The organism is Acinetobacter sp. CAU_H_S170_2 (assembly GCF_058890445.1).
In genome coordinates this window covers 1,176,919-1,199,368 of record NZ_JBZYAE010000001.1, presented here as the reverse complement: position 1 = coordinate 1,199,368, position 22,450 = coordinate 1,176,919, and the positions used below count along the sequence as shown (strand labels likewise).

The window sequence follows — 22,450 nt, the reverse complement described above, 5'->3', positions numbered from 1 at the left end:
GTGTTATTCCTTTGGTCAGTAGTTGTTTGGGTTAGTGCGTTTGTTGAACTGTTCAACCCATTCGTTACTCTGGGTTTCTTCCTTATAGTTAGGATCATTCGCACGATTGATTTGCTTAATAATGAATTCCACAACACTTCGTTCGCCTGCTCTAAAGCAAGACTCGCGCTCAGCTTCTTGACCGCCACGCACATATGTTGATTTGCAGAAAATTGATGTCAGATGTTCTAAGACACGTACACCATTCACATCGATATCGAATAAATTACGGTAGGTTTCCGCTGTCACAGGACGGTAATATCGCCGTTTGACCTGAATGCCTATTTCAATTTCAGGCTCGTTAGACTTATCTTTGGGAAGTAGCTTAGCTTTAGCCTCTTGTTCATCAATAAGCTGCTGTTTAAGCTCTCGATTTTTATTGACTTCATTCCACCAACCAGTGGCAAGGATAAGACCAACTACAAGCATCACGGCTAGACCAATAATCATTGCATCGTCTCCGTTCCCATTTGTTGCGCCATTTGATTACCCATACCCTTTGCTATAGCATCACCAGCCTTATCCATCATTGCCGCCTGTTGTTGTGCCTGAGCTTGTTCTTCCTGTGCCTTTTGACGCGCTTGGCGTAGCTGTTGAACTTCATCAGCTGTACGCATAATGGTTTGAGGGACGCCGCGCCCTGTTCCTGTGAGCACCGCAACAGCATCAAAATCGACGTTATCGAGAATGGTTTGATCGACTTGAGCAATGCTTGAAAGACTCATGATGTATTGCTCAGTTGCGTAGACTTCTTCCATGCGTTGACTACGTGCCAGTGGTGACACAAACTTTAATGAAAGATTACGGCCCCAAAGTTCTTCAGGTGCATCACCTAAAGCGTTATCACGCAATGCCAAGCCAAAACAGCGATCTAAAATACTGCGCAAATACTCAGCTTGTAGACGACCATACATAGGTCCTAACAACTGACGGATCATTTCAACACGGGTATTAATCTCTGTTGCCGTCATTTGAGTGGTGCCGATTGGTGGCAACTGATCAGCCATGAGCTTGCGACGAATACCGCCTTGTAGACTGGTCAGAAGGTAATCTGCAATTTGGAAATTTGTTCCATCATCTAAACGCTTCATTGACTCAACACTATTGGCCACAATCACTTTACGTGGACCAATGCGAACCGTATGAGGATTTAAGACACCATCATCTTGTGCTATCCACAATCCACCGATCTGTAGATCAGCAGCTCGCACAGTGTTTTTGACAAGTTCATTTGCTGTTTTAGCATCAGGTAAAGCCAAAGACATTTGACCATTGCCATAAACAGAACCGGGCAATTTACGCAAACGTGGGACTGAACACGGAAACTCGTGATACCCAGATTCCTTCAACATCTGCTTATTGCTGATATCGATGTGATACGAAGCAAAAGGCATTGCTTTGTTAATTTGCCCGGCACCTGTTTGTTTACGTGGTTGAATGACGTGTAATAGCTTGAACTTCGTATCTGGACTCTCTGTTGCAACTGATACAACCGAGTGATGACAATTGCTCTCACCGTATGTATTCACCATAGTTTGAGCTGTCATTTCATGTTCACGATAAATCGTATCAATCAAGCCATCTGCACGTGTTGAACCAATGAAGCACGAACCTATAGGCCATGATTCAAAGACATAACCGCCCTGCGCCACACGGTCAATATCGACATACATCACACCCCAACCAGCAGTTACAACGTCTGTGAGCGTGTCAAAATTTTCACTGTCAAAGTTTGATGCATGGATATTGCGCCACATAAATTGGCAGACATCCTCAAGCCAACGTTCACCCTCTGTAAGCTCTGCAAGATCGTCAATGCCGTCAGGCTGCGCTTTGAACCAAATAGAGTTAGCAGGTGTTACGCCGTTCATGATCATTGAAACAAGCACTTGAACCGAGTCTGCCGCTGTTGAATCGTACAGATCAGCACGTTCAGTCTCGCGCTGATTCTTCACATCTGAACCACTAAAGCTTTGTTGACGCTCAGGCGCTCCGTATCGGTAGCATTCTGCCCAATGTGATTCATGTAACGCACGCGCAGATTTAAGCTGACCTAAGCGAGCACAATAGATACGAGCGTCATTTTCCATTAGCCACCACCGCCTAGAGTTGTTTTGCTTTCAGTTTTGGAACCAAGAACACTTCGGCTGTCTGTATTTGCAGTACGACGACCAGCACGTTTAGCGTTTGCTTCAGCAGTTGCTTTTTCGGCTGCTTTAAGTGCATCACCTTCAGGGTCTTGTTGGACTATTTTTGGTTTCCCGCACATGTTTAACCCTCCACTAACCAGCCTTTATCAGTAAGTACAGGCTTTTTACGCACTGGTGCTACTGCTTGGGTTGTTGGTTGTTGATTTTGACCACCAGTAAGCTTTACGACTTGCTTACGTGTAGCAACAAGCTCAGCCGTTACGCCTTTTAGTTCTTCTTCTTTAATGGCAAGTTGTGCAGCAAGAGCATCGAATTGCTCTAAAGAAATGAAACCTTCAGGTGCTTCCTCTTGGCCTAAGTCTTCGCCACTGAGAATATCGGCCAAAACATCTTCAGCTGATTGCTGTGTTTGCACTGGGTCTACTGGTTGAGTGTCTTCAACAACATCCGACTCTTTTGATTTGCCCAACACAGCATCCATTACGTCATCTGTTGAGGTCTGCGCCGTGGTCGTCGTTTCTTTTTTTGCACCTGGTGTTTGGGTGGTGCGTCGTGGTGTAGTAGCCATAAAAAAGCCCCATCATTGGTTGATAGGGCTAATGTGCGGGGTTTCGTGTATCGGTTTGTTGGGTGATTTACTCAAAACTTAAGATAGTTTTGCTTTTAGTTTACGAAGATTAATTCTCATTCTATCGGGTGTTTCCCCGACTCTACCTAAATTAGAATTAAGAGGAATTAATCTTTTAAGAATAAGCTGTATTGAATCTATATCTCCACCCTCAGATTCTTTAAATTCCCCCATTAGATCTTTTATTTCTATCTCCATACTTCTAACTTTAATTTCTTGCTCTTTTAGTGTTTTGATCCATTCATGCACACTAGATTTTAAGGGATCATTGCTATTTTTTTTTATAATTTCTCTAAGAAATAACTCATAATCAGCAATAATATCTTGATATTTAGTAACAGTTTTTCTTGTTAAATAGTAAATTTCTCCATACTCAGAAATGATTTTGATATATAACTCAAAATACCTTTGTTCATTAGCAACATTTTCTTGCTCATTTGAATGCTTTAGTTGAATCATTAATCCTAAATAAGCCTTATATGCAAAAAAAAGTGCGGCTACTGCGACAACAATCTGAATTTGTCCCGAGTTACCTTCAGCCCATGTTGAAAGCTTAACTAAACAATCCCACATAAATTTAGAACCTTAAATTATTTTTTAAAAAACTCAATTTCCTTATATTCAATAATTTTGAATTTTGGAATTGATTCTTTTGACATTAAGAAAACTTTATCACCATTCATTTCAACAAGTATCCATCGCTCTTTATCGGACTTAATTTTCACATATGTCTTTTCATATTTATCATCCAATAAATAATTTGCCTTATCTTTACCACTGTCGTAAATCATATAAATAAAGTAAAAAATGAAAACTACAATTATTATTGAACCTGAAATTTTTTCAAAAAAAGTACGTTCTTCCCATTTTAATTCAGATAATAGAACAGCATCTTTATTAACAACATCTCTATTAACCTCTGATAAAGCAACTCCAATAACTAAAGATGTTAAAAAAACAGTAGCTTCAACTTGAAATTCTTGAATTTCAGCAATCTTTATCCCTATTGCGCCAACGAAGAATAAAACTAATAATATAAATGGTACTTCCCAATAGCGTTTGGGAACAAACCTATTAATAAGACCAAGTCCAGCACCTAATAAAGCGCATACAACAATACCTACCGCAGATAAAAAAATCTGTTGCGCAGTCAAGTTGTTTAAATACCAATCCACCCCAAGTGTATTATAAAACCCTGCTTTAAATATTAGTGATATCCCTACACCAAAAATAAAAAGGACAGTTAAAACTTCTGCCAAATTCAATTTATTCAAAAAATCCTTAGGTAGCTGCATAATCTTATCAAGTAAATTTTTGCCGAGATTATAGCCAATCTTTAAATTATTTCATCCTTAATTTTAAGCATTTATCTCACTCCAACTGCTCAATAACACCGTCCAACTCGTCCCAATCTTCAAACATATCTAGCTGCCCGATCTTATATTTGTATGTCCCCCATTCCCCATCACGTGGAAAGCGCTGAATGCCTGTCTCAGAGCGCCACAATTCAATCAGTGCATCCCCATTGTCATAGTTTGGAACGCCACCTCTAGCCCACTCTGAGACAGTTGAAGCACTGGATACTGGCAACACGTCTGCAATCTTCTCGTGTGTCCATTTCAAACGGCCTAAATCCAAGATCATTCGGTTGAAGTCTGGACGCTTATAGCCACGGCGCTTGACTAGAAATTCTTTGACCTTCTTTTTCGTACGCTGATTGATGAAACGCGTGCGCGCGCGAGGAGACTGTGCAAACACTATAGAATCAACAACTAAATCACTCATTTTTGAAGCTCCAGAACTGTAATTTTTATAAGACCGCCTTTGATAACTTCCCCACGTTTTACGCTTAATTCATCGAATTGCTCGTCGTCTACGCACAAGCCGCATTTCACAAGACTGTCGATCGTCGCTTTTAAGAAGTTGTCTATGTCACGGCGTTGTTTATTTGGAAAATGAAAAGTCACATCTAGTTTTAGACGTGACGTGGTGTTTAATTGAGGGATAGTCATAGCAACGAGGTCATGAAAATCACGACCACGATCGCTAACTTTGCATGTACGTCCAGTGCCAACCCAATAGTTATTCACTGAAGGTGGTGTAGATGGAATTTCACACTTTAAAATTACTTTTCCCTCTCCTTTCATATTTGGCTCTGTAATCGCTTCTAAGGCTTTTTGATTTGCTTCACGTACCTTTGCATCATTTTTCTGTTTAGATTGCTGCAATGCTTGATTTTTTCGCTTTTCGTGGCGTTTTAAATGAAGTTCTAGCTCTCTTTCACTCATTCTCATGATTAAGCCCCGATTTCAATTAATTTGTTCAGGAATGCATGACTGGCCTTACCAACGTACTGACACCATCCCCAGCCCTCACGCCAAAACATCCAAAGTCCTTTTTCGTTTTTCCAAACTGTGCCGTCTGATTCGTAGTGAGTTGCTCCTACAGGTTTGCTTTGAGAGTTCATAGGCTTGCCCCTAGATCGACGACAAAGCCAAGCTCGTGCAGATATGGACCATACGTATCCGCGTATTCAGGTTTACGGATATTCGTGTTTATTCGGCTTTCGAATGCTTTTTGAGATTCACCGATGTTTGAGTGCTTCGATCTGAAGTCATGGTGATTGCACAACTCTGAAGCGAAGTAATTCAGTTGTGCATCTGACAAGCCTTTGCTTTTCGGTTTTGAAGATTTAGCCTTAGGCGCTGAAAGTTTTTGAATACGGTAGATCCAATAATTCATCCAACCTTGCGCCGTGGTTTTTTCTCGACTGGTAGACCACTGTGCAAAGTTTTTTAACTCACTCAGAATTTTTGAATCATCAAGTTTTGGATTGATTCGTTTTGCTTGGTCAGCAAGATCAGTTTGAATCGTGTAGACACCTGCAAGCTCTCTCAGGCTGTACAGATTTTTATTGTCCTCGTGGTATTCGACAGAATCGCTAAAGATTTCTGTTTCTGAGTTATCCACAGAGGAAGATCTTTTTTTAATATCTAATAAATTCTTATTATCTATTGTGAGTCCTGTTACGGGACTAGTTTTAGTCTCATTAGTGGACTGATCTTGGTCTTGTAACTGAACTAGTCCTGTTACTGTACTAGTCCCGTTAGTGAACCGATCTTTTAGGGAAATATCATTAATTCGATATGATTTTAAACCTTTCTTGCCATCAGCAATGACAGTAATGACTTCTAACTTTATAAGTTCTTGAAGTGCATTAGAAACAGTTGTACGCCCTAATTTACGTGAGCCTTCAAGCTCGCCACCCTGCAATTGAGAGTAGCTCACAAAGTCTGATTCTTTGTTGTGTCCATTAATGCGGTTTTCGAGTTCCGCATAGACATTTCTAGCCGCATCACTTAGAAACGGCCAGACCTCCTTTCTATACAATCGGCTAGACATTACATAGCCTTGTACAAACTTATCGCTATACATGCTTTTTCCAGCCTCTTGTTTTGGCTGTGGTGGCTTTTGAAATGGAATAACTTGTGCAGTATTCATATCTTCACAGCCCCCACTCTTCGTGTTAAATTCGTCATCGGGTTCCAACCTAGCTGTTTACTTTTCGGAGTGAACGGCAAGAAAGTCCAATTGTTCGCGCAATTGGGCTTTTTTTTGTGCCTGTGGTTTTGGTGTGACATCTATAAAGCGCGGTGGAGCTTGGAGCTCAAAAGACGTGTCTACGGTATCTGTGGTCAGACGCATGAGTGATGCGAGATTATTTAATCGTTCCCGAATTGCAGAGATATTCGATATGCCTAAACCCCTTAAATGCTCAGATAAGGTTTTGTTTTCAGACTTAGCGATAGCTTCTAAATTGCGCTTTTCTTCATACGTGCATTTGAAAGTGATGCTCTCAGTGAGTTTTTCAGACATGGGCTCACCGTTAAGCAGACTTATCATTTTGTTGAATGTATGGAATTTCAGGATCAACTCTTAAGAGTTTTAAAGCGGATCCTTCAGGCACAACCTCACCCCAAAGGCTTACAGCTTGTTTTGTAATGCCAATTGCCTTAGCGACCCCAACTCTATTTTTGAATGCTTTAATGGCATCTTTTTTTTTCATAACAATTTGCATGGTACTGTCCTCGAAATATCGAGAATAAGTAAAGCATACTTTACCAAATAAAATCAAGCACACTTTACTTGCTAAAAGTTAAGCTAGCTTTACTATTTCAAGGGTTTGAATATGGCTCATTTACAAGACCGAATGGCTCAAGCAAGACAACATTATGAAAGTCAGCATGGAAAAAAATTAAAAAACACAGAAATGGCTGAGTACTGCAAAGTAAGTAAAGCAAGTGTTGGTCAATGGTTTAATGGACCAACGAAAGAACTTGATGGTTCTAATTTAAGCCTTGCTGCTGAGTTCTTGGGCGTAAACCACAAATGGTTAGCTGGAGAAGTCGCCCCAATGCTCATACGAGAAAGTGAAAATGAGCAAGGTTTTAACAATGTGCGTGCGCTTGAGATGAAGTTAAATAAAATTCCTGTCTTGGATTTTGTGCAAGCTGGAATATTTAACGCCACAAACTACGATGGAATTATCCCTTTAAGCTTTACTTATACTGATTACAATGGCTCAAACCCTGAGGCTATTTTTAGCGTTCAAGTAACTGGTCGAAGCATGGAGCCTGATTTTATAGCTGGAGATAAGTTAATTATTGATGCTGCGTTAGGTGCTAAACCTGGGTGCTTTGTTATTGCTCAAAATGGCTCACACGAAGCAACTTTTAAAAAATTTCGAGTGACTGGCTATGATGAATTTGGCCGTGAAGAATTCGAACTTGTTCCATTAAATCCAGATTATCCAATCCTTTCATCCAAAGATCATGACATTACAATAATCGGTGTAATGGTGCGTCACATGCGAGATTATAAATACTAACTAGGGGGTAGTTCGTGAAAAAATTATGGCAATATGGTACGTCTACAGCAATTCAAAGGATTGGTGTAATTGTTCTTTTTATGGGCTTATTTTCATTCTTTTTATGGATAATTGTAGCGGACTTAGATTTTGTAGATATTTTTAACCCTTCTTACTTTCCAAGAAGTCGAGACTCTTTAATTTTTCATTTATATCTTTACTTTATTCCAGTCGGTTTACTAATGTCATGGGGATATTTCATCTTAGTTGAAATTAAAAAATGGGTTGTAAATGGTGCAAACAAGAGTGAAGAAATCGGCATAAAGAGTGACAGCAATATCCGAAAATTCAGGAATAAACCAAAACTTAAAAACTTGCATTTTAATAATAATCTTGCCGCATTTAAATATGCGTCTGAAAACTATGAAGCATTAATGATTTCCAATAAAATGAGCCTTGGTATTATTCAAGATAAATACCAGCTTAAAAATGGTAGCCAGTGCTTCTTGGTTCAATTAGCGGATGTTGGGAAAACAACACTAGTTGGTGGTTTTAATGACAATTATTCTAATAATTTAAGTAAGGGGAACTTGATTTATTGGGGGTTTGTTGAACAAATTGAAGATAAGGATTTTCCAGATATATCAGCAATAGGCCATGTATTGGCAACTCTGTCCCCTGAGCTAGATCCCAACAATGGAAAATGGGTAATTAAAAAAGATTTAACCAAATAACATGACAATATAAACAAGCCGCCTTATGGCGGTTTTTTTGTATCTAAAATTCAAATAAGTAAAGCGTGCTTAAAAATAATTAGTAAAGCACCCTTTACAACAAAATATTAGTAAAGTATGCTTTACTTAGTTCCCACAAAAAAGCCCGCAGCGACTGGAAATCTAGCGAGCTTACTCAAAGAGCGAGATAAGTATGAAACAAACAGCATCACATAGTCAAACACCGACTTTCGTTAAAAACGAAAGCAATACAAAGCCTGTGCTTTACCAACACCCTACTCCCGCAGAAATGCGTACCCCACGTTTAGCCATTATCAAGGCGAATGCTATCGAAGCTTTCATCTTCTTTGTGCTTGTCCTTTTAGGTTGGTTGGGTATTTCACTATTCGTTTCATTGGTTTTAGGGGGCTGAATCATGGATTTAAGAGATCAATTTGCAATCGCAGCTTTGCCTAAATTAATGGGAAATTTACCAGCTAAGGATGTAGCAATAGAGGCCTACAAAATAGCAGATCTAATGATTGCAGAACGTGAAAAGGATGATGTCGAAACTAAAGATCAAATCAAGCAAATGCTAGTTGATGCGATTAAGGAAGAACATCCTGATATACAAACTACAGTTTTCTTGCCCGCGCGTGACCTGATTTACCAACTCACAACTGGCAAGCCGTTTTAAGGAGCTAATCAGATGAATGCATTTGTAGAACTGCCGACTGCATCACTCATTGAAAAAATGAGCAATGAGGAATACCACTCACGCCCTGAGTTTAGCTCTAGCCAGTTAAAATACATGCTGCGTTCAAGTGCTCACTTTTACTCAAATAACATTGCGAAAGAAGTTGAACGCGAAACCAAAACAGCTATGAGCTTTGGAACACTGGCGCACACCCTGTTTTTAGAGCCTGAACAGTTTGAACATGAGTTCATCATCGCGCCTAAGTTTGACCGTCGTACAAAGGCTGGTAAAGAAGAGGCTTTAGCTTGGGAACAGGCCAATCAAGGCAAAATTTTAGTTGATGCTGAACAGGTTGAAGGTGCAAAACGTATTGTGGCCAACCTACAGAAACTCAGCTCTTATGCAGACATGCAGAACAACTACGGCATGCCTGAGGCAAGCATTTTCTTTACTGATCCAATCTATGGCTTAGAACTTCGTATTCGTCCTGACTGGCACATTGCACCCTGTAAGGCTTTTCCAAATGGCTTGATCTTGGATTTAAAGACTACAACCGATGCACGTGCACATGCTTTCTCTAAAAAGTGTTCTGACTTTGGTTATGACCTTTCTGCAGTTATGTACCGTGAAGGCTTCCAGCAGTACTACCAAACAGAAGATAAACCGCCTTTTATCCTGTTAGTTGCTGAGAGTGCAATTCCTCACAACGTAAAGCAGTACAAGGCCGCAGACCTATTTTTAAGTGTTGGTGAAACTCGCTACAACAAAGCAAAAGAATTACTGGCTGAGTCTCTTCTTATCAATGAATGGGATGGCTACTCACTCGAAATGGAAGATTTATTCCTTCCGCAATACATGACTAAACAAGCTTTAGAAAACGATTTTAACTAATTAGGAATTTTAAAAATGAATGCTCAATCTCAATTATCTGTTGCACCACAAACAAACTTTGTAGGTTTTTTAAATCCTGAATCTTTCGAGTTCTCACAGCGTGTTGCGAACATGCTTTCTAATTCAACCATGGTGCCAGAACAATATCGTGCAGTTATTAAAGTTAAAGCAGGTAAAGACAGCTTCGGAAACATGCAGTTCCGAGACGAGCCAAACCCAAACGGTTTGCCAAACTGTGTTATTGCCCTAAATATGGCTAATCGTCTTGGTGCAGACGTCATGATGATTATGCAGAATCTACATGTTATTGAGGGTCGCCCTTCTTGGTCGTCTCAATTCATCTTAGGTTCCATTAATAGCTCTGGCCGCTTCTCACCTTTGCGTTTTGAAGTTGAGAACCTTGGCGAAGTAGAAGTCGAATATCAAGAAACTTCTTGGAGTAATGGCCGTAAAAACCAAAGCACCAAAACTTTGAAAGTTGAAAACCAAACATGTGTTGCTTGGGCGCTTGAAGCCGGCACTCGTATGCCTGAATTTACTCTTGAGGAATTAAAAGAGCACGGTGGCGTATACAAATGCTGTAAAGCTTATGGCATTCCACTGGTTGAATCTTCAAAAATCTCAATGGAAATGGCTGTAAAAGAAGGCTGGTATACAAAGAATGGTAGCAAGTGGAAAACCATGCCTGAACAAATGCTACGTTACCGTGCAGCTTCATTCTTTGGTCGTGTTTATGCGCCTGAGTTACTTATGGGCTTACGTTCTGTTGAAGAAGAACAAGACCGTATCATTGACGTTACTCCTGATCAGTCTTTATCAGAACAAGCTGATACTAATAAGCTTAAACGTGAAATTTTAAGTGCTAAATCCCCTGCTGCACTTGATGAAGCTGAAAATAAAGTCTTGATGCTAACTGACGATGCCAAGCGCGAAGAATTATTAAAAATGATTAGCGCTCAGGCTAATAAGTTCCAGCCTGCTGCCAATATAGTAAATGACCAAAATTCAACATCAAATGATGTAGCAGAAAAGACAGTTTCTGCAAAAAAGCCTGAGCCTGAAAAGGAAGAAGCACCACCAGTAGAAACGGTTCAAGTGAAAAAGCCGACCTCAGCAGAAGTGAAAAAAGACTACTTGGTCAAAATGAATCAAGCTGAAAGCGTAGCGGAACTAAACCAGTTACATGAACAATTTATCATTAATGACGCTTTGACTGGCCCTCACCTAGCTTATTTAAAAGATGCCTATACACAGTACAAGGCTAAATTTAACAAACCTGCTGAGGAAGAAGTTAAAGAATCACCAGCTGTAAACGAGATTAAGTCAGCTCAGATCATTGGCGGTTTAAAAATCCAAATCGGTAATGCCCAAAATATTACTGAACTGGAAGCCGTTGCAAAGACCATTCGAGACAATAAGCCGAACCTTACGCCTGACCATATGAACGATGTCCTTAACGTGTATGCAGCACATAAACAGTTCTTAGAAAATCAGCTATCCATGTTTGATACAGACGATACCCCTTGGGCTGATAAAGCGATTGCTGAAATTGAAGCAGCCAAAAACCAAGATGAAATTAACAACATCTTTATCGATCCAATGTATGAGGAACAGTCTGATCCTGACCAGCAACGCATTACTAATGCTGCACAAAAACGCGAATCAGAGCTTTTCGGTAATTAATCAGATAAGGCCGTACTGAGTGCGGCCAATTTCGAGCAATTATTTGCGCAATTTCAATCATAAATCAGGATTTTGCGCAGATGTTTGCTCAGGAGAGTGTGATGGAAATTCAGAAAGAAAGAGAAGCGTTTGAAAGATTTAAGGCTAAACAAATAGGCATAGATTATGAAACATTAAAAAAAGACTTAGATGATTGCGAGAAAAGATTCCCAAATAATCGGTATGCAGGCTGGAATTTTAAAAGTGATTGGGAGCTATGGCAAGCAGCCAAAGCCCAAGCGGTGCTGAAATGGATTAGTGTCAAGGACAACCTACCACCCGCAAATATATTAGTGCTGGGAATGTCGCAAACTCGCAGCAATATATTCAATATCTACAACGTGATGGATTTAGATGAATTTGAAGAAGCTGACGTAACGCATTGGATGCCATTACCCGATGCACCACAGGAGCCAGCCAATGACTAACCTCCAACACATCGCCCAAGAACTTGCCGAAGAATTTGCACCACTCGTCATAGGTCAATCAGGCACAACCAAAACATTCACGGCGGAGCAAGTCTCTGTCCTTTATCACATCCTTGTAAGTTTTGGATATAAGGATGAATGCAAGGGCTTGGATACCAAATTACCGTTTGAGTTAATTGATATCAAGAAGGAGGTGTTATAAATGGGACTATATATCTCAACCCCTGAATTATTGGAGCGTTACGGCGTTACTAAAGGCACTTTGATCAACTGGCGAAATAACAGGGATTTTCCTGAACCAGTGATCAAAGCACATGGTCGTTCAAGTAGTCGTTACGGTATCAAAGCTGTTGATGCTTGGGAAAGAAGCAAAGGGCTGCTTGATTCACTTGAAATACAACCTTTACTATCGAAACGTTCATGATTGTCTAATATGGCGCATAGCTTAATAAACCATTTTTCATAAGCTTGCGCCTGATCATCAATATATTCATGTAAATCATAAGTCCCCCAAATTGCAGGCAGACCATGCCCCAACATAATTTCGCAGACGTGTGGTGCGGCCAATTCTGATATGTTTGTTCGCATTGTTCTTCTCAGGTCGTGTATGGTCCAGTGCTTCATTTCCACACCAAATCTTTTCTGAACATTATTATTCACAAAGCCCGGTATTGTTGTATGAAAGCTTTTCGACAACAATGTATAAGTTTTCCCTTTAAGACTAGGGAAAGCATATTCACAACTCTCTGGAGAGAGTGAAAATATAAATTCAAGGAATGGAATAATCTGCGGAATGATTGGCCTAATTATAGGTTTATGGGTGCGATCCCCCATCTTGTGATTCTCAGGTGGAACTGTCCAAATCATTTGCTGAAAATCGAAATCAGATTTTTTAGCAAGGCGTAACTCAGAAACACGACAGCCAAAGAAAAGAAGCATAATTAAAATAGCTTTATTCTTCTGTGATATGGCATTTGATCTAAGTGATGCATGGATAACCCAAAAAATTTCCTGTTCCGTTAAATATCTTGAGCGTTTTACCTTTTTTACATTTAGATCAGCAGCTTTAAGGTGCTGGATAGGTTGATGCTTTAACTTTCCGTGGATACATCCCCAGCGCATAATCATTTTGAGATTACCCAAAACTTTAACCGCCACAGTTTTAACTTCTCCCGCTATATCAAATAGAAGTTCAGACCACTCCTGCAGAGTTACATCATCACAGAACCTTTTTCCTATACGCGGATATACATGCATCTCAAATGCACGTAGATCATCCTTACAAGAGACCTTGCCTATCGCCACAGTATTAAACCAAAGGTCACATATATCTCTTACAGTAAGTTGCTTGAGATAGTCACTCTCCCCTTTAAGCTTTAACTGTAATGGATCCTTTCCCTGATCTAGTTCTGATTTATATTTATGCACTTGTGTGCGGGCATCTTTGAGCCCCAGCATAGGATAAGTACCAAGATCTAATCGTTTGGCTGTGCCATTAAATCGATAACGAAATTGGAATACGATCTTACCCTTAGGCGAAATCCTGATAGATAAACCGTCTCTATCTGTCACCACTTCAACCTTTTCTCGAGGTTTTCCATTATTCGATTTGAGCCAACTATCACTTAAAGCCATTCGTTTTTTTCAACCTAGTTGTTCTATACTCTAATGCTGATATGTACAGATAAAATTTATGTACACAGATATGTACATAATTTTTCTTGAAAGGTAAACAACTTTGTTGAACTTTGAAATTACTTAAAATGCTTTAATAAATGCGAAAGCATAGTAATTTCAATGGTTAGAGTGTTTTTCTATGAACCTTGTTGAACTTTGAAAAACATTGGAGATTTTTGAATGCAAAGACCAACTATTATTTTTGATATGGACGGTACATTACTGGATCTTGCCTATGATGATTTTATTTGGAATCATCAGCTTCCTATCCGTTATGCTGAACAACACCAGTGCTCTTTAGAACAAAGTACTCAAGCGCTATTTCAGTTTTATCAAACCCATAATCACACACTCAATTGGTATTCTACGCGCTTTTGGACAGCCAAAGTCGGCGTAGATACACTCGCCTTACAGCAGGAATTTAAGCATAAAGTTAGCCTGCGTGAAGGCTGTCTTGAACTTCTCGACTATTTAAAAAGTAACGGCTACCCTTGCTGGCTTGCCACCAATGCGGACTGTGAGGGACTCAAGTTCAAACTCGAACACACGAAACTAGCCTCATATTTCGATGTCATTATTAGCAGCGAAACCCTCGGTCATGCCAAAGAGTTTACTGAGTTTTGGCAACATCTCCATAAACGCCATCCTTTTGCAACCACACAGTGTTACTTTATCGATGACACTGAAAAAGTACTAAAGGGTGCTGAAAGTTATGGTATTCAAAACCTATTTACCATTGCTCAACCCTCATCACTAGGTCAAAGCAAGACATCCAGCCCTTATCCTATCTTAAATCAGCTCACCGATTTAATTCCGTATTTAGAGCAAGCTGAGGTCACGGCCAAATATGCGTAAATCCACTTTAGCGGAAGATACTGTCGGCATGCGCATTGACAAATGGTTATGGGCAGCACGTTTTTTTAAAACGCGCTCCATTGCTAAAAATGCAATTGAGGGGGGCAAAGTTCACCACAATGGCGAACGTGTCAAAGTGTCGAGAGAAGTTCGGGTTGGAATGGAACTCACCATACAACAAGGTATTGACAAGAAAACCGTAGTGATTAAAGAACTCTCTGACGTGCGTGGCCCCGCTCCTGTTGCACAAAAATTATATGAAGAAACTGAAGTCAGTATTACACGACGGGAATTGATTGCAAGCCAAAGAAAGTTGCATAATCTAGCTCGACCTGATCATCGTCCAAGTAAAAAAGACCGACGCGATATCAGTAAGTTTAGACAAGAAAATGATCAACAATTTGACCAATATTGGTCTTATAATGATGATGAATGACATGCGTCATATTGTGTCGCACACGATCTGACTTTTATAGAAGATACAGACTAAATCTGTCACTATACTGAGCATATTCAGTAAATATCCGTGACATCGTTTTGAGGTTGTAAGATGGATGATAATAAAAGCAAGGCGCTCAATGCTGCGCTAAGCCAAATTGAAAAGCAGTTTGGTAAAAACACAGTAATGCGTCTTGGCGATAACACCGTACAAGCTGTTGAAGCGGTATCAACGGGTTCTTTGACACTTGATATTGCACTAGGCATTGGCGGCTTACCGAAAGGTCGTATCGTTGAGATTTATGGTCCTGAATCTTCAGGTAAAACAACCATGACTTTACAAGCGATTGCCGAATGTCAAAAAGCAGGTGGTACATGTGCATTTATCGATGCAGAACACGCTTTAGACCCACAGTATGCGCGTAAACTTGGCGTAGATATTGACAACCTCTTGGTTTCTCAGCCTGACCATGGTGAACAAGCACTTGAAATTGCAGACATGCTGGTTCGCTCTGGTGCTATTGACCTCATCGTTGTCGATTCTGTTGCAGCATTGACACCACGTGCGGAAATTGAAGGTGAAATGGGCGACTCGCACATGGGGCTCCAAGCACGTTTAATGAGCCAAGCATTACGTAAAATTACAGGTAATGCAAAACGTTCAAACTGTATGGTGATTTTCATTAACCAAATTCGTATGAAAATTGGTGTAATGTTTGGTAGCCCTGAAACCACGACTGGTGGTAATGCGTTGAAATTCTATGCGTCTGTGCGTTTAGACATTCGTCGCGTAGGTCAGGTCAAAGAAGGCGATGAAATCGTTGGTTCTGAAACCAAAGTAAAAGTTGTCAAAAACAAAATGGCACCTCCATTCCGCGAAGCGCTTTTCCAAATCCTATATGGTAAAGGCGTCAACCACTTGGGCGAACTTGTAGACTTAGCTGTTCAACAAGAAATCGTACAAAAAGCAGGTGCTTGGTATTCATACCAAGGTGATAAAATTGGTCAAGGTAAAAACAATGTGATCCGTCACCTTGAAGAAAACCCTCAGTTGGCTGAAACCATTGAGAAAATCATTCGAGAAAAACTACTGACGACTGCAAACGCTGCGCCTGTAGAAGAGAATGAAGAAGAGCCAGACTTTTTAGATGCTTAATTAAAGGTATCGAAAAAGATTAAATGTTATTAGACGACATTTAGGCTTACACTAAGAAACGCCCTACGGGGCGTTTTGTTTATTCAGATCTATTTCATAGCCGATTATGCCTAATTCAAAATTCCCCAAACTTCTTGACTATGATGCTCTCAAACAACAATTTGGTGAGGATGAATCCCCTCCTACTCAATACGGCCACACGCAGGTAACACAAGAAACTGATGATGCTTTAGATTTTGATGAAGAGAATCAGCCCAAACCCACAGGTTTAACAGGTTCCCGTCTACGCTCTTATGCCTTTGCTGTATTAACACGTAAGGAATATTCAAAAGCAGAATTGATTGAAAAATTGGCTACATGGGCGATGCACCGTGAAGAAGTGATTAAACTGGTTGAAGAGCTTTCAGCACAAAACTATCAGAGTGATCAACGTGTGGCTGAGATCACTTTATCGAGCCAAAAGCGTAAAGGCAAAGGCCCTAATCGCATTAAACTGGCGCTTAAAACTAAAAAAATTGACACTGGTTTAATTTTAGAAGAACTGAAAGAAACAGATTGGGTCGAACAAGCCTATCAACTCAAAGTTAGAAAGTATGGAACTGAGGTCGCAACAGATCCAAAACTAAAAGCCAAACAAATCCGTTTTTTAATGTATCGTGGCTTTGAAATGGACGCGATTATGAAAGCGATTTCTAGAAAAGTGGAAGATTAAACGGCTATTTACCTGCACTAGCCTACACATGATTGATCTATCATCTAGCTATATCAAGAAAACGTAAACAGGCTTATGATCTATTAAATCTTAGATGCTAAAATCTAATTTACTGTAGCTCATAAGCTGACCAAGGGATGCCTAAGTTACCTTTATGTAGTGTCATCTTAAAACCACCATCAACACTCGTATTATAGTATTCACTAGATCTTACTTTGAGACGTCGCACCTCACCATCAAACATTCGAACATCCAAATAATAACTTGGATATCTATTTCTTCTCGTACCGCTCTCACTCTTCTCCTTATTTATGACCTGCACATCTTAAGAACTTAAAATACTGTTATCATTTATGTTATACACAATACCTACCAAACTCACAGAATAAATACCGACAATAGGTAGAGCAAGTGCGATCACCATGATCATTTGCCGCTTCATTTTTTGAGCAAACTTCTTTTTAAATACAACATATAGAGCTGATAGCAAAAAGCTCATACATATCAATGAATAAAATAAAAAAGCTAAATCGTGGTGCTGGATAATATCCCGTAAAAATAAAATATTGCATGCAAGCATAATTAGAAAAGCCAGCATCTCGGTAGAGATTTTAGCCTTTTGCATATAAACAATATAAAAATTACGATGCTTTGGATAACTAAGATATAGATAAACCAATGCCATACCATGAAATAAAAAATCTGACCAATCAAATATAGTAGCTAAAAAGAAAATAATAACCGTCAATGAATCTAAAATTTTTCTAATTCTTAATGCATATTTTAAATATTTTTGTTGCTGTTCACTGGAAATATTTTTTGTATGTTCTTGTATAAAATTTTGTTCTTGCTCTCGCTTATTGACGGCCTCAATATCTTCAAAATGCGCCATAAACATATTACAAATTCTTTTATATGACTCAAAATCTGAACTAATATTGACAACTTGATGATGCTGATCGACCAACAATAGACGACTTCTTTTTTAAAATGTAAGATTTGGTAGCCTTTTATTTCACTATAGAGTACTTTTTTGACTGAAAAAACTTTACGATAGAGAAGATGGTCTTCATTAAAAACAATTTCGGTATTTATACTTTCCAACAACAAATAAAAAATACAGAATAAAACACACAAGCAAGATAGAAAAATACCTACGACAATATAATTTGAGAATCCATTTGAAATAAAATATAGATTTGAGAAATAGATAAAAATAATGGTAATTGCAAAAAATAGAAGAATACTTTTCACTTTCTCAGAGGATTCAATACTTACGACTAGACCTGCATCAATGCCATAGTAATCTTTCATTTTTATTCTTATATATTTATAAATATGGTGGCAACCCTACCAGCAAGCCTTCGGCACATCATATTTCTACTACCGTTGCTACCTTCCGGTCCTGGCGGGGTTCGTAGAGTACAATTGCGAAGTAACCGGCAGGGCTACCATTGCAAGAACAGAGTATAGAGATTTTTCCCTAAGTTGCAAGCCTATAAACGACTTTTCAATAAGTATTTCATTCAATTGACTATTTATAAAACAAAATCAAGAAAAATCGCTCATTTTTTGGTAACGACTAGGCTACATTCATTTACCTAAATATACGACAACAATGTAAAAGGTTATTGCAATTCATAACGTTGCCGTTTTTAATGAGGGAAATGAATTTTGTTTGATGTGTCCCCCATCAAAGCCTTATAACACGGATATTTTATGATGCTAAAGAAGCATAGCCTATGTGCCCTCACCCTACTTTGCACAACGCCTGTTTTCGCCAATATTCCAATTGAATCTCGCGGCTTAAGCCAAGCAACGAACAATAGTGTCAATCCAACCAGCGTCGCAGTAGACACAGGTGCGAGTGCAACAGCAACCAATATTAATTGGCAAATCATGCAAAAGAACCAACAATTAGAAAGTGATTTGCGTAGCTTACGCGGTAAACTTGAAGAGCAAGACAACGAGATCGCTCAACTCAAACATGAGTTGGAAAATCGTTACGCTGACCTAGATCAACGCTTAGAGTTACTTCAGCAAAAAGTAGACCCTGAAGCGAGTACCACAACGGAGGATAACCAACAGGATACTCCTCCCAGTAACACCACAATCACCAACCCCAGCAGTAACACAACCGCAGCCGCAGTAAACAAAGCACCTGTAGTGGTCAGTACACAAAACACATCAGAGCCATCTGAGCTAGAAAAAGCCGCGTATACTGTCGCATTGGATGCCTATAAGCAAGGTGGTGCGAAGAAAGCGATTGCACCCATGCAAAATTTTATTAAAAACAATCCCAACAGTGTTTACATCAGCAATGCATATTTCTGGTTAGCGGAATTTAATTTAGCGATTGAACCTACCAACTATGCAGAAGCGAAAAAGAACTACGGGATTGTGGCAAACCAATACCCAAACTCTTCGCGCGCACCTCGAGCCGTCTATCAACTCTATAATATTACCAAAGAAGTGGATAAAAACTCGACTCAGGCCAACCAATACAAAGCCAAACTTCTTAAGCAATATCCCAAGTCTGAAGAAGCCTCTTTCTTTAAAAAATAATTTTCCTACAGATATAAAAAAAGACACGCGAAGTGTCTTTTTTTATCTTTGGATTAAACTTAACGCACAATGCCACGCTCTGACTGTTCTAAGGAGTCAATGAGCAATTGTACCTCAGCGACTTCAGGCAAAATTTCTGCACGGATACGTTCTAAAGCCTGCTCTGTCGTCAAACCTTCTTTATAGATCAGTTTAAATGCTGTACGTAAACCTTGAATCACATTTTTAGACCAACCTTTACGACGCATACCTTCAACATTCATCGCAAAAGCATGTGCAGGATTACCAGAAACCATCACATAAGCAGGTACATCTTTCACAATCAATGATGCACCACCAATCATGCTATAAGAATCAATCTTACAGAATTGGTGTATACCCGAGTTACCGCCGACAATCACATAGTCACCTACGTGAACATGGCCAGCCACGCCGACGTTGTTTGCAAAAATATTATGATCACCGACCACACAGTCGTGCGCAATATGCGTATTTACCATCAATAAATTATGGCTACCAATCTTGGTTATACCGTGATCCTGAACCGTGCCACGGTGTAAACTACAATGTTCACGAATTTTATTATGGTCACCAATTTCTAACCAGGTTTCTTCACCTGCATATTTTAGATCTTGGCAGACCTCTCCCACGCTTGCGAATTGGAAAATTTCATTGTGTTCTCCAATACGCGTATAACCACCGACCACTACGTGCGAATGTAACTGCGTACCTGCACCAATAGTGACATTTGGACCAATAATACAATACGGTCCAATCTTTGCATCTGCTGCAATCACGGCAGATGCATCGATGATTGCTGTTGGGTGAATAAATTCGTTATTGCTCATGATTGCTCTATTTTCTGATGCGAAACCATAATTTCCGCAGATGCTGCTACTACACCGTCAACGGTGGCAATACAATTATATTTGTAAATACCACGTTTCTGCATAACCAATTCTGATTTTAACACCAATTGGTCACCTGCAACGACTTGCTTTTTAAAGCGAACTTTCTCTGCCCCTGCGAACAAGAACAAAGAACCTTCACTTGGTTTCTCATTGTTCATGATGAAACCAAGAATACCTGAAACTTGCGCTAATGCTTCGACAATCAAAACACCAGGCATAATTGGATAATTAGGGAAATGGCCTTGAAGAAATTCTTCATTAATAGACACATTTTTATACGCCACAATTCCATTTTCAGTCACATCAACAACACGATCGACCAATAAAAAAGGATAGCGGTGTGGTAAGTACTCACGAATAGTTTGAATCGTCATTGGCAATTCAGGTTTCGTGAAACTAGTAGAATTCGACTCAGTCATCATATTTCTATTTACGCAATTTAATTGTTGATTCAAGGGACTCAATTTGAGCCTGCATATGATCAAGTTTTTTTACCAATTGGGTCAATGGCACATCTGCTAATTGTCTTAAACGAACAACGGTGCGTTTCCACTTTTGATTTTCAAACAGTCCAATTCCTGAAGAATATGTTCCAGCCACAGAAATATTATTTGTGACCATTGACATTCCAGTTAAAGTGACATTATCAACAATATTTAGGTGCCCTGCAATTGCAGACCCACCACCTACGATGCAATTTTTGCCAATAGTTGTACTACCCGCAATTGCCGTATTGGCAGCAAAAGCTGAATTGGCACCAATTTTAGCGTTATGGGCGATTTGCACAAGGTTATCAATAATGACACCATCTTCCAAAATTGTGTCATCCAATGCACCGCGATCAATACTACAATTTGAACCAATCCGTACATCATTTCCAATGATGACTGAACCCAATTGAGCAATTCGATGCCATTTCCCTTGATAAGGGGCAAAACCAAAACCCTCACTACCAATCACAGTATTGGCATGAATACGGACACGATCACCAATTTTGCATGACATCAAATTTACATGCGATTCAATTAAACCACCGCGGCCAATTTCAACCCCATCATGTATGCTGACATGTGAATGGATAATCGTGTCATCGCCAACAACGCAATTTTCACCGATGACCACATAATGACCAATATAAGCAGTATCTGAGATGATTGCTGATGGATGTATCTGTGCAGTGCTTTCTATACCCTGCTCAGTGTGTTTAACCTCAAAAGCATGGGTTAAAATGGCAAAGGCTAAATAAGGATTGGCAACAACAATAAAGTTTTGATGTTCAACCAAGTGATCCTTCAGATCAGCTGTAACAATAAATGCTCCAGCTTTAGACTGCTGTGCTTGCTCTAAGTACTTTTCACCATTTACAAATGCAAGATGTCTAGATTCTGCTGAATCTAGACTTGCTAATCCCTTAAGGATTAAATCAGCTTGACCTACACACTCACCTTGGACTAAACGAGCAAGATCTTCTAAGCGATACTGTTGAGGATTCATTGATTACTTAATTGCGTTAACCTTTTGAATCATTTTATCAGTTAAATCATACTTAGCGTCATAGGCAAGTGCTGAGTTTTTATTCAAAACAACATCTAATTGATTTTCTTTACGCAATTGTTCAGCAACTTGCTTCACTCGACCATCAAATACACTACGTACTTGCTGAATAGAGCTTTGCACACTGCTTTGCATGGTTTGCTGCAAAGTATTGAACTCGTTCATTTTGGTTTGATACTGAGTCACCATTTTTTGCTTATCCGTAGCGCTCAGCTTATCACCTGTTTGTAAACGCTGTTGTAAGTCTTGAAGCTCTTTACTAAGTTGATCAAGCTTCGTACTCTGCGGTTGAATTTTCTGTTGAAAACTCGAATTTTGCTGTTTTAAATAGATGCTATTTTCAACAACACGCTCAAGATCCACAACACCATAGCCAGCAGCATTCACCACTGTAGAGGTTAGCGCTGTAAGTGTTAAAGCTGTAAGAAGTTTTTTCATATTTATATC

General features: G+C 39.5%; 32 protein-coding genes and 1 other RNA gene. 14 read left to right on the top strand and 19 right to left on the bottom strand.

Annotated features, from left to right (window positions below; translation table 11 throughout):
• Positions 1–15: 15 nt before the first annotated feature.
• From AC5EUN_RS05875 to AC5EUN_RS05820, 12 genes are all read right to left on the bottom strand, one after another.
• Positions 16–489, bottom strand: coding sequence for a Bbp19 family protein (locus tag AC5EUN_RS05875; RefSeq protein WP_493352208.1), 474 nt, complete (start codon positions 487–489; stop codon positions 16–18).
• Complete coding sequence (locus AC5EUN_RS05870; protein WP_493352207.1) at positions 486–2,129, bottom strand: portal protein; 1,644 nt, start codon at positions 2,127–2,129, stop codon at positions 486–488. The genes AC5EUN_RS05875 and AC5EUN_RS05870 overlap by 4 nt, the downstream gene beginning before the upstream one ends.
• Positions 2,129–2,308 (bottom strand): hypothetical protein, encoded by a 180-nt coding sequence (locus AC5EUN_RS05865; protein ID WP_004979902.1) that lies wholly within the window; start codon positions 2,306–2,308, stop codon positions 2,129–2,131. Before AC5EUN_RS05865 ends, AC5EUN_RS05870 begins: the two co-directional genes overlap by 1 nt.
• A 2-nt stretch (positions 2,309–2,310) precedes the next feature.
• The gene (locus tag AC5EUN_RS05860; protein ID WP_493352206.1) at positions 2,311–2,757 is read right to left on the bottom strand and encodes a hypothetical protein; all 447 of its coding nucleotides are present in this window, start codon (positions 2,755–2,757) and stop codon (positions 2,311–2,313) included.
• 78 nt (positions 2,758–2,835) lie between these two features.
• Positions 2,836–3,390 carry a hypothetical protein gene (locus tag AC5EUN_RS05855; protein ID WP_493352205.1) on the bottom strand — a complete coding sequence of 185 codons (555 nt, stop codon included), beginning with the start codon at positions 3,388–3,390 and terminating at the stop codon, positions 2,836–2,838.
• A 17-nt stretch (positions 3,391–3,407) separates the two neighbouring features.
• A complete protein-coding gene (locus AC5EUN_RS05850) occupies positions 3,408–4,112 on the bottom strand; it encodes a hypothetical protein (protein ID WP_493352204.1) in 705 nt (234 codons plus the stop codon).
• A gap of 76 nt (positions 4,113–4,188) precedes the next feature.
• A complete protein-coding gene (locus AC5EUN_RS05845) occupies positions 4,189–4,602 on the bottom strand; it encodes a hypothetical protein (protein ID WP_493352203.1) in 414 nt (137 codons plus the stop codon).
• Complete coding sequence (locus tag AC5EUN_RS05840) at positions 4,599–5,111, bottom strand: RusA family crossover junction endodeoxyribonuclease (protein ID WP_493352202.1); 513 nt, start codon at positions 5,109–5,111, stop codon at positions 4,599–4,601. Before AC5EUN_RS05840 ends, AC5EUN_RS05845 begins: the two co-directional genes overlap by 4 nt.
• 2 nt (positions 5,112–5,113) lie before the next feature.
• Entirely contained in the window at positions 5,114–5,284 is a 171-nt protein-coding gene (locus AC5EUN_RS05835; protein WP_493352201.1) for a hypothetical protein, read from the bottom strand.
• Entirely contained in the window at positions 5,281–6,318 is a 1,038-nt protein-coding gene (locus AC5EUN_RS05830; protein WP_493352200.1) for a hypothetical protein, read from the bottom strand. Before AC5EUN_RS05830 ends, AC5EUN_RS05835 begins: the two co-directional genes overlap by 4 nt.
• A gap of 57 nt (positions 6,319–6,375) precedes the next feature.
• Complete coding sequence (locus AC5EUN_RS05825; protein ID WP_120365319.1) at positions 6,376–6,693, bottom strand: hypothetical protein; 318 nt, start codon at positions 6,691–6,693, stop codon at positions 6,376–6,378.
• A gap of 10 nt (positions 6,694–6,703) precedes the next feature.
• On the bottom strand, positions 6,704–6,895 hold the full coding sequence (locus AC5EUN_RS05820; protein ID WP_493352199.1) for a Cro/CI family transcriptional regulator: 192 nt from the start codon (positions 6,893–6,895) through the stop codon (positions 6,704–6,706).
• A gap of 111 nt (positions 6,896–7,006) precedes the next feature.
• Here AC5EUN_RS05820 and AC5EUN_RS05815 point away from each other — a divergent pair, with 111 nt between their 5' ends.
• The 9 genes from AC5EUN_RS05815 (at position 7,007) to AC5EUN_RS05775 (ending at position 12,559) form a co-directional block, all read left to right on the top strand.
• The gene (locus AC5EUN_RS05815) at positions 7,007–7,705 is read left to right on the top strand and encodes a S24 family peptidase (RefSeq protein WP_493352198.1); all 699 of its coding nucleotides are present in this window, start codon (positions 7,007–7,009) and stop codon (positions 7,703–7,705) included.
• Between the two features lie 14 nt (positions 7,706–7,719).
• The gene (locus tag AC5EUN_RS05810) at positions 7,720–8,418 is read left to right on the top strand and encodes a hypothetical protein (RefSeq protein ID WP_493352197.1); all 699 of its coding nucleotides are present in this window, start codon (positions 7,720–7,722) and stop codon (positions 8,416–8,418) included.
• Positions 8,419–8,611: 193 nt separating this feature from the next.
• Complete coding sequence (locus AC5EUN_RS05805; RefSeq protein ID WP_078389725.1) at positions 8,612–8,830, top strand: hypothetical protein; 219 nt, start codon at positions 8,612–8,614, stop codon at positions 8,828–8,830.
• 3 nt (positions 8,831–8,833) lie between these two features.
• Complete coding sequence (locus AC5EUN_RS05800; protein ID WP_493352196.1) at positions 8,834–9,094, top strand: hypothetical protein; 261 nt, start codon at positions 8,834–8,836, stop codon at positions 9,092–9,094.
• Between the two features lie 12 nt (positions 9,095–9,106).
• Positions 9,107–9,985: a PD-(D/E)XK nuclease-like domain-containing protein gene (locus AC5EUN_RS05795; protein WP_493352195.1), complete on the top strand. Its 879-nt coding sequence runs from the start codon at positions 9,107–9,109 to the stop codon at positions 9,983–9,985.
• 15 nt (positions 9,986–10,000) lie between these two features.
• Positions 10,001–11,668 (top strand): hypothetical protein, encoded by a 1,668-nt coding sequence (locus AC5EUN_RS05790; RefSeq protein ID WP_493352194.1) that lies wholly within the window; start codon positions 10,001–10,003, stop codon positions 11,666–11,668.
• Positions 11,669–11,769: 101 nt separating this feature from the next.
• Positions 11,770–12,135, top strand: a complete 366-nt coding sequence (locus tag AC5EUN_RS05785) for a DUF551 domain-containing protein (protein WP_493352193.1) — start codon at positions 11,770–11,772, stop codon at positions 12,133–12,135.
• The gene (locus tag AC5EUN_RS05780) at positions 12,128–12,337 is read left to right on the top strand and encodes a hypothetical protein (RefSeq protein WP_493352192.1); all 210 of its coding nucleotides are present in this window, start codon (positions 12,128–12,130) and stop codon (positions 12,335–12,337) included. Before AC5EUN_RS05785 ends, AC5EUN_RS05780 begins: the two co-directional genes overlap by 8 nt.
• Positions 12,338–12,559, top strand: a complete 222-nt coding sequence (locus AC5EUN_RS05775; protein WP_493352191.1) for a hypothetical protein — start codon at positions 12,338–12,340, stop codon at positions 12,557–12,559.
• On the opposite strand, the gene AC5EUN_RS05770 is transcribed toward AC5EUN_RS05775, so the two are convergent.
• Positions 12,469–13,770 carry a tyrosine-type recombinase/integrase gene (locus AC5EUN_RS05770; protein WP_493352190.1) on the bottom strand — a complete coding sequence of 434 codons (1,302 nt, stop codon included), beginning with the start codon at positions 13,768–13,770 and terminating at the stop codon, positions 12,469–12,471. The genes AC5EUN_RS05775 and AC5EUN_RS05770 overlap by 91 nt on opposite strands.
• A gap of 222 nt (positions 13,771–13,992) precedes the next feature.
• Between AC5EUN_RS05770 and AC5EUN_RS05765 the strand changes: the two genes are divergently transcribed.
• The 4 genes from AC5EUN_RS05765 to AC5EUN_RS05750 all read left to right on the top strand — a co-directional run bounded on the left by AC5EUN_RS05765 (position 13,993) and on the right by AC5EUN_RS05750 (position 16,973).
• Positions 13,993–14,667, top strand: a complete 675-nt coding sequence (locus AC5EUN_RS05765) for an HAD-IA family hydrolase (RefSeq protein ID WP_493352189.1) — start codon at positions 13,993–13,995, stop codon at positions 14,665–14,667.
• Entirely contained in the window at positions 14,660–15,103 is a 444-nt protein-coding gene (locus AC5EUN_RS05760; protein ID WP_094148182.1) for an RNA-binding S4 domain-containing protein, read from the top strand. Before AC5EUN_RS05765 ends, AC5EUN_RS05760 begins: the two co-directional genes overlap by 8 nt.
• Positions 15,104–15,217: 114 nt before the next feature.
• Positions 15,218–16,261: a recombinase RecA gene (gene recA / locus AC5EUN_RS05755; protein WP_005401034.1), complete on the top strand. Its 1,044-nt coding sequence runs from the start codon at positions 15,218–15,220 to the stop codon at positions 16,259–16,261.
• 106 nt (positions 16,262–16,367) lie between these two features.
• Positions 16,368–16,973, top strand: coding sequence for a regulatory protein RecX (locus AC5EUN_RS05750; protein ID WP_094148181.1), 606 nt, complete (start codon positions 16,368–16,370; stop codon positions 16,971–16,973).
• A gap of 325 nt (positions 16,974–17,298) precedes the next feature.
• Here the strand turns inward: AC5EUN_RS05750 and AC5EUN_RS05745 are convergent, their stop codons facing one another.
• The gene (locus AC5EUN_RS05745) at positions 17,299–17,871 is read right to left on the bottom strand and encodes a hypothetical protein (protein WP_228149533.1); all 573 of its coding nucleotides are present in this window, start codon (positions 17,869–17,871) and stop codon (positions 17,299–17,301) included.
• Positions 17,872–18,321: 450 nt separating this feature from the next.
• An RNA gene (ffs, locus tag AC5EUN_RS05740) (signal recognition particle sRNA small type) lies at positions 18,322–18,418 on the bottom strand.
• A gap of 274 nt (positions 18,419–18,692) precedes the next feature.
• Between ffs and AC5EUN_RS05735 the strand changes: the two genes are divergently transcribed.
• Positions 18,693–19,538, top strand: a complete 846-nt coding sequence (locus tag AC5EUN_RS05735; protein WP_094148180.1) for a YbgF trimerization domain-containing protein — start codon at positions 18,693–18,695, stop codon at positions 19,536–19,538.
• Between the two features lie 59 nt (positions 19,539–19,597).
• Here AC5EUN_RS05735 and lpxA read toward each other — a convergent pair whose 3' ends face one another.
• The 4 genes from lpxA to AC5EUN_RS05715 are packed head-to-tail and all read right to left on the bottom strand — an operon-like array spanning position 19,598 to position 22,441.
• Complete coding sequence (gene lpxA / locus AC5EUN_RS05730; RefSeq protein WP_010326982.1) at positions 19,598–20,386, bottom strand: acyl-ACP--UDP-N-acetylglucosamine O-acyltransferase; 789 nt, start codon at positions 20,384–20,386, stop codon at positions 19,598–19,600.
• Positions 20,383–20,868: a 3-hydroxyacyl-ACP dehydratase FabZ gene (gene fabZ, locus AC5EUN_RS05725; RefSeq protein ID WP_010326983.1), complete on the bottom strand. Its 486-nt coding sequence runs from the start codon at positions 20,866–20,868 to the stop codon at positions 20,383–20,385. Before fabZ ends, lpxA begins: the two co-directional genes overlap by 4 nt.
• Before the next feature lie 7 nt (positions 20,869–20,875).
• Entirely contained in the window at positions 20,876–21,943 is a 1,068-nt protein-coding gene (gene lpxD / locus AC5EUN_RS05720) for a UDP-3-O-(3-hydroxymyristoyl)glucosamine N-acyltransferase (RefSeq protein ID WP_094148179.1), read from the bottom strand.
• A 3-nt stretch (positions 21,944–21,946) separates the two neighbouring features.
• Positions 21,947–22,441, bottom strand: a complete 495-nt coding sequence (locus tag AC5EUN_RS05715) for an OmpH/Skp family outer membrane protein (RefSeq protein ID WP_094148178.1) — start codon at positions 22,439–22,441, stop codon at positions 21,947–21,949.
• Positions 22,442–22,450 lie beyond the last annotated feature (9 nt).

Bases quoted from the DNA above. Each gene is read 5' to 3' on its own strand.
- AC5EUN_RS05830 (WP_493352200.1), bottom strand. From the start codon at position 6,318: ATGAATACTGCACAAGTTATTCCATTTCAAAAGCCACCACAGCCAAAA.
- lpxA (WP_010326982.1), bottom strand. From the start codon at position 20,386: ATGAGCAATAACGAATTTATTCACCCAACAGCAATCATCGATGCATCT.
- AC5EUN_RS05855 (WP_493352205.1), bottom strand. From the start codon at position 3,390: ATGTGGGATTGTTTAGTTAAGCTTTCAACATGGGCTGAAGGTAACTCG.
- AC5EUN_RS05735 (WP_094148180.1), top strand. From the start codon at position 18,693: ATGATGCTAAAGAAGCATAGCCTATGTGCCCTCACCCTACTTTGCACA.
- AC5EUN_RS05845 (WP_493352203.1), bottom strand. From the start codon at position 4,602: ATGAGTGATTTAGTTGTTGATTCTATAGTGTTTGCACAGTCTCCTCGC.
- AC5EUN_RS05820 (WP_493352199.1), bottom strand. From the start codon at position 6,895: ATGCAAATTGTTATGAAAAAAAAAGATGCCATTAAAGCATTCAAAAAT.
- AC5EUN_RS05765 (WP_493352189.1), top strand. From the start codon at position 13,993: ATGCAAAGACCAACTATTATTTTTGATATGGACGGTACATTACTGGAT.
- AC5EUN_RS05805 (WP_078389725.1), top strand. From the start codon at position 8,612: ATGAAACAAACAGCATCACATAGTCAAACACCGACTTTCGTTAAAAAC.
- AC5EUN_RS05790 (WP_493352194.1), top strand. From the start codon at position 10,001: ATGAATGCTCAATCTCAATTATCTGTTGCACCACAAACAAACTTTGTA.
- AC5EUN_RS05775 (WP_493352191.1), top strand. From the start codon at position 12,338: ATGGGACTATATATCTCAACCCCTGAATTATTGGAGCGTTACGGCGTT.
- AC5EUN_RS05850 (WP_493352204.1), bottom strand. From the start codon at position 4,112: ATGCAGCTACCTAAGGATTTTTTGAATAAATTGAATTTGGCAGAAGTT.
- AC5EUN_RS05715 (WP_094148178.1), bottom strand. From the start codon at position 22,441: ATGAAAAAACTTCTTACAGCTTTAACACTTACAGCGCTAACCTCTACA.
- AC5EUN_RS05875 (WP_493352208.1), bottom strand. From the start codon at position 489: ATGATTATTGGTCTAGCCGTGATGCTTGTAGTTGGTCTTATCCTTGCC.
- AC5EUN_RS05770 (WP_493352190.1), bottom strand. From the start codon at position 13,770: ATGGCTTTAAGTGATAGTTGGCTCAAATCGAATAATGGAAAACCTCGA.
- AC5EUN_RS05840 (WP_493352202.1), bottom strand. From the start codon at position 5,111: ATGAGAATGAGTGAAAGAGAGCTAGAACTTCATTTAAAACGCCACGAA.
- AC5EUN_RS05835 (WP_493352201.1), bottom strand. From the start codon at position 5,284: ATGAACTCTCAAAGCAAACCTGTAGGAGCAACTCACTACGAATCAGAC.
- lpxD (WP_094148179.1), bottom strand. From the start codon at position 21,943: ATGAATCCTCAACAGTATCGCTTAGAAGATCTTGCTCGTTTAGTCCAA.
- AC5EUN_RS05800 (WP_493352196.1), top strand. From the start codon at position 8,834: ATGGATTTAAGAGATCAATTTGCAATCGCAGCTTTGCCTAAATTAATG.
- recA (WP_005401034.1), top strand. From the start codon at position 15,218: ATGGATGATAATAAAAGCAAGGCGCTCAATGCTGCGCTAAGCCAAATT.
- AC5EUN_RS05870 (WP_493352207.1), bottom strand. From the start codon at position 2,129: ATGGAAAATGACGCTCGTATCTATTGTGCTCGCTTAGGTCAGCTTAAA.
- AC5EUN_RS05780 (WP_493352192.1), top strand. From the start codon at position 12,128: ATGACTAACCTCCAACACATCGCCCAAGAACTTGCCGAAGAATTTGCA.
- AC5EUN_RS05795 (WP_493352195.1), top strand. From the start codon at position 9,107: ATGAATGCATTTGTAGAACTGCCGACTGCATCACTCATTGAAAAAATG.
- AC5EUN_RS05825 (WP_120365319.1), bottom strand. From the start codon at position 6,693: ATGTCTGAAAAACTCACTGAGAGCATCACTTTCAAATGCACGTATGAA.
- AC5EUN_RS05750 (WP_094148181.1), top strand. From the start codon at position 16,368: ATGCCTAATTCAAAATTCCCCAAACTTCTTGACTATGATGCTCTCAAA.
- AC5EUN_RS05760 (WP_094148182.1), top strand. From the start codon at position 14,660: ATGCGTAAATCCACTTTAGCGGAAGATACTGTCGGCATGCGCATTGAC.
- AC5EUN_RS05815 (WP_493352198.1), top strand. From the start codon at position 7,007: ATGGCTCATTTACAAGACCGAATGGCTCAAGCAAGACAACATTATGAA.
- AC5EUN_RS05745 (WP_228149533.1), bottom strand. From the start codon at position 17,871: ATGTTTATGGCGCATTTTGAAGATATTGAGGCCGTCAATAAGCGAGAG.
- fabZ (WP_010326983.1), bottom strand. From the start codon at position 20,868: ATGACTGAGTCGAATTCTACTAGTTTCACGAAACCTGAATTGCCAATG.
- AC5EUN_RS05865 (WP_004979902.1), bottom strand. From the start codon at position 2,308: ATGTGCGGGAAACCAAAAATAGTCCAACAAGACCCTGAAGGTGATGCA.
- AC5EUN_RS05860 (WP_493352206.1), bottom strand. From the start codon at position 2,757: ATGGCTACTACACCACGACGCACCACCCAAACACCAGGTGCAAAAAAA.
- AC5EUN_RS05785 (WP_493352193.1), top strand. From the start codon at position 11,770: ATGGAAATTCAGAAAGAAAGAGAAGCGTTTGAAAGATTTAAGGCTAAA.